The sequence below is a fragment of the Kistimonas scapharcae genome (assembly GCF_039540975.1).
GTDB lineage: Bacteria > Pseudomonadota > Gammaproteobacteria > Pseudomonadales > Endozoicomonadaceae > Kistimonas > Kistimonas scapharcae.
In genome coordinates this window covers 1-4482 of sequence record NZ_BAABFL010000316.1, presented here as the reverse complement: position 1 = coordinate 4482, position 4482 = coordinate 1, and the positions used below count along the sequence as shown (strand labels likewise).

At 45.8% G+C, this 4482-nt stretch carries 7 protein-coding genes; all 7 read right to left on the bottom strand.

Going from position 1 to position 4482, the window contains the following annotated elements:
* Positions 1–115: 115 nt before the first annotated feature.
* Positions 116–370: a hypothetical protein gene (locus tag ABD892_RS11580; protein WP_345195825.1), complete on the bottom strand. Its 255-nt coding sequence runs from the start codon at positions 368–370 to the stop codon at positions 116–118.
* Between the two features lie 23 nt (positions 371–393).
* Entirely contained in the window at positions 394–1149 is a 756-nt protein-coding gene (locus ABD892_RS11575; RefSeq protein WP_345195823.1) for a PRTRC system ThiF family protein, read from the bottom strand.
* Entirely contained in the window at positions 1149–1856 is a 708-nt protein-coding gene (locus ABD892_RS11570) for a hypothetical protein (RefSeq protein ID WP_345195822.1), read from the bottom strand. The genes ABD892_RS11575 and ABD892_RS11570 overlap by 1 nt, the downstream gene beginning before the upstream one ends.
* 52 nt (positions 1857–1908) lie before the next feature.
* Positions 1909–3186 (bottom strand): hypothetical protein, encoded by a 1278-nt coding sequence (locus tag ABD892_RS11565; RefSeq protein WP_345195821.1) that lies wholly within the window; start codon positions 3184–3186, stop codon positions 1909–1911.
* A gap of 361 nt (positions 3187–3547) precedes the next feature.
* Positions 3548–3859 carry a DUF3085 domain-containing protein gene (locus ABD892_RS11560; protein ID WP_345195820.1) on the bottom strand — a complete coding sequence of 104 codons (312 nt, stop codon included), beginning with the start codon at positions 3857–3859 and terminating at the stop codon, positions 3548–3550.
* Between the two features lie 21 nt (positions 3860–3880).
* Entirely contained in the window at positions 3881–4096 is a 216-nt protein-coding gene (locus ABD892_RS11555; RefSeq protein ID WP_345195819.1) for a PRTRC system protein C, read from the bottom strand.
* 11 nt (positions 4097–4107) lie between these two features.
* On the bottom strand, positions 4108–4482 hold a 375-nt coding region (locus ABD892_RS11550), incomplete at its 5' end, for a hypothetical protein (RefSeq protein ID WP_345195817.1).

The window sequence follows — 4482 nt, the reverse complement described above, 5'->3', positions numbered from 1 at the left end:
TCTTTTCCGACATGCTCACACACCTTAATAGGGTTTCAAGATTACCCTTGTTTGTGTGTCCGGAAAACTATAACCACTTCAGGCTGTTGAATGTTGTCAACTTCGGTTGCCGATATCAAGCCACTGCACTCCGCCGATCAATGAACTTCTCGTAATCTTTGTGGTGAAGGAACAAATAGGCCGTCTCGTTAGCAATCACAAGACGGGCATTGTCAGAAATGGAAATTATTGTGTCTTTCCATTTGCGACTCTTTCGGGTGCGTATTTGCCCCTTTTCCAGAAGGCAAATGGCCTTTCTTGCCTTCTTTTGTAGCCTATCGGTGCCTCTGTTCTGATTGCCAGAGACGATGATGCGGTTAAGAGTGCTCATAACTTTCCCCCTTCTATGAGCTGTTAAGCAACGTATCCAAAGGTTGCCCAATTGAGTCCGTCAATTTTTAACGGTGTGGTGGTACCGGTACAGAGATCGAAAAACGCTCCGTGGTAGTCAATGCTGCCGTGGCGCATAAGGTTCCATAGAATCGACATGGCTTCTCGACTGGCTTTTTTATTCACGCCATAGTCCTGTTTGGCGATGGCGTCTGCATGGGAACAACTGTCGGTGTCGTTATCTTCCATCTCTGCCAGCACTGGGTAGAGATCAAAAACGTTGGGCAAGCGAAGTGAATCAGTCTGAGGCGGTGTACCTAGATGGCCAAGTATGACATTGCCATCATTGCGGGAATTGCCGCAGTCCAGCCATAGCGTTGATGAATTTTTTTTCTGCCAGTGTTTACCGATGTCAGCACGGCATTGGGCTTTGTCGACAGCCGTGATGATGAGATCAAAGTGATCAGCATGCTCCGCTTTAAAGGCAACAGGCCGAGCCTTCCAGTCGACACCGAGAAACGAGCGGTATTTTGTGATCAGAATTTCTGCCTTGTTGTAGCCGACATCGTTTGGCAAAAATCTTTGCCTACCAACATTGGCGGGAGACACGATATCGGGATCGAATGCCGTCACAGAGAAGCCCTCTCCGCCGAGTTTGCAGAGTAGGTAGTGCATCTGTACCAGTTCGTCCAAAATCTCGCTGCCGGTGCCGCCAACGCCAATCAGAGCGATTCTGAGTGAGCCGGATAACCATGAAACTGGTGTAGTGAATGTGGCCATTAGAGAACTCCCCTGAGCACGTTATCGAGGCGACCGATAAAAATCATTTCAGATGCCTTCACCTTCTCACGGGTCTTGGACTTTGCAACCCAGTAGTCGAAGTGCTTTTTGCTGGTTTCGCATCCCTTGAGGGTTTTGCTGTGATTGATGTGCGTGAACTGGCTATCGAACAGGCATGATTCGCAATCAGCAAGATTGTCCAATGTGACGGATGAAGGGAGTGTGGCTGTACCTTGGCAAAGCCTGCCGTCTTCATAAATATTGGCCAGCGGCGCATGGTAGAGCCTGGTCGTCAATGTTGGACGGCTATTTGAAGGTAGACCGAAGATTCTGACATCTCTCCCGTCAATACTGGAAACGAAAAGCAAAGGAGGGTATTCAACACTTAATCGACGGGGGCGATCTTGCCTGATCCACATGCTGCGCTGTTGGCGTTTGGTGTGCCAGATGATGTGCTTGCCGTTGTTGAGCAGGACATTGTGTGGAATCAGCCTGCCTGTGTCCGCAATGGTGTTCGACAGCACTAACTCTGATAAGGCGTTGCTGTCTACAATCTCTCCCAGCCCGATGTGACCGCTATTGGAAACTGAGTGACGTGTGACCGCCATTAATTCACCCTCAGACTGATAGAATATCAGGGCGGTATGGGGAACTGGTGCAGGCGCTGGCCTAATAGGTGCGTGGTCGTAGTCAACGATATTAACCATTTGAATTCCCCTTTAAATAAGACCATGAAAACATTGAATTGAGGAAATGCAATCAATCCTCTGAAAGCAAAGCTGTCAGTCTGGCAAAGAGAATTTCAGAAAGGGTGATGTTTTTTAAGAGGCCGAGGGTTTCCTTTCTGAGGCTCAATATTAAAGAAGCACCTTCTCCATCTGAATGATTATTCTCGTTAAGAGAAGATAGGAATTCATGGTCATTACTATAATTGTGCGCGATCACCCGTCCGTCAAAAATGGATTTATCCGAAGCTGATTCCCATAGGTCGGATGTGTTATCGCTATAGGTATCTTGAATAATGAATAATGCGGCTTGAATGAAAGCAATTATTTCTTTTTCAAAAGATGAATCTGCGGTTGTCGTGCTAAGTATTCTTTCAATTTCTGACATTGCTTCATACAATCCCTTGTATTCTGGATGACGTCGGTAATTAAGAAAATATCTGAAATACGATGCAAAATCTTCAATGCACCAGTTGCAGCCAAGTTCAAAGTCGAGGACTTCAGCAAGATACTCGTAATTTTGATGTAGCCAGTCGGAGAAGGATTCGTCATCAGTTGATTCATCAATTTGCTTGTCTATTATCTGGCAGTCAGATTCAGACAATGACCCGAGTATTTCAAAGTATTCGCAGTAAGCCATACCTTCAATGTATTCCCGCATGTGCAGGAACAGCCCCATATCCGCCAAAATCAGGCTAAAAAGTGAGACTGCATCGGCCAATTGGTGATTTTTGAACGTGGCAATATCAACAAACAATACGCCAGTATGACACTCATCGTTCAGCCGTAAAGCAAGCTTTTCATCGTTGTACCCGTAGAAACCATTTTTCCCTGTGGTGATGGTGAGTTCTAATGACATTTCATCGGCAATGTAACTATCGTATTTCTCGCTACTCTGCGAACTAGCCGGTAAACGGGCAACGATCTCTTGCCTGAAGGTCTGAAGAAACTGGCCAATACTGGCCAGAATCCTATTGAATATGGCTGTAGCCGAATCTACCTGTTCCTTTGAGCCTATAGCAGCATCAATGAGTTCCTGGATGTCAGTTTCAGGCAACCATCCTGCCTCGATGCCGAAAGCCACTATCTCAGCGACATTCTCTATCTCGTTTGCAACTCCCAAGTCGGTGAAAGGAGGCTTAGAAATGCGTAAGTCATCAAGGACAGATTGGGGCTGATGGATAGATTGTCCGACTACCTTTTGGAACCACGGAACCTCTACAACGGGGGACAGAGGTGCGGGGGAAGCAATACTGATGAGGGTTTTGTCGCTGTGAGGCTGGATTGCCATTGCTGGTACTTTTGCGAACATGCTGGCTTCCTGTTTTCAGTCAAATGCAAAAATGTGTTAGAAAACGACCTGTTCTTGTTAATCAAGTCTGCTAACTTGTCTTTCATTGTAAAGTTCCTTTGAAAAATGCAACTAGGTGGAAAAAGGGGCAAAAGCCCCTTATTCAATTCTCGATTTGTACGTAAACATTCTTTTTGGTGAATCTTAGCTGAAGGCTTTTGAACTCCGTAGCCGCTTCAAATATGTCTCTGTTCATTGGAATACAAAAATCATCCTGATTACCACCATTCTTCAGCTCTTTTGCGAGACTTCCAGATACCAAGCGGGATGGATGGCGCATAAGTATCTTTGCGCTGATACCTAAAAATTGAATCAGCTGGTCTTATCGCCAGGTATGCAAGGTTTTCAGAGCATTTGCTTCTACAGTGGCTGATGAATGGTGGTAATCAGGAAAATCATCGCCCCCACAAATATAATTTGACCTGTCCCACCATTCATCAAAATCATTTTTGTCTGGATTAAAACCATCGGCATAACAAATGTTCTTTCTTTTGCCGTTCTCAATATCCCCTGTGTCGGAAATAAAATAAATGCCGTGGTCTTTTACCAGTTTGATACCGCACTGATTCCTTTTGGCTTCGTTGACAGTATCTAAAAAAGGTTGATTGACAGAGAAATTGATTGTTTTGGCCATTAAATAATTCCTTATACTCCTTTAACCATTAACCTTGGGGGGCGGAAGAATTAGCGAGTAAACCAGCTTGCCGCCTTCAACCACGGCATCTTCTTCAAAAACCCGTGTGTGCCTGAATTGTGGAAACTGTGTTGCCAATAGACGTACAGCCTCATCAAGCGAGCCTTGTGGAAGGGGGTCAGGTAGTTCAGTTGCTCCGACCTTGAACACGCGGGGCAGAGTGGATATGTGCGCCATTTGAATCCTCCTTACAGGCTTTCTTCAAAGAGATCGTCGTTATCTTCCGATTGTGCCGGAGAGTCCTTTTTAGCCTCTTGAGGCGTTGTATTCTCTGTGGTTGGAGATTGGTGTGAGGCGGCAACATTTTCAATATTGCTTCGCTGTGCAGCGGGAATAAAGGAAGATGCAAATTGAACCAGAGCCTCAGCAAATTCCACGTCGACTTCGCCACAAAATCCAGACATCACAAGAGGTTGCTGAAGTGCGGCTCTTGCCTGCATGTTTGTATTATCAGAAGGATTGCCCAGAGCGGCCTGAGCAATTGCGTATTCTGGCACAACTTGAACACCGATTCTGGTAACTCTTGAACACCCATTCTGGTAAGTCTTGAACACTGATTCTGG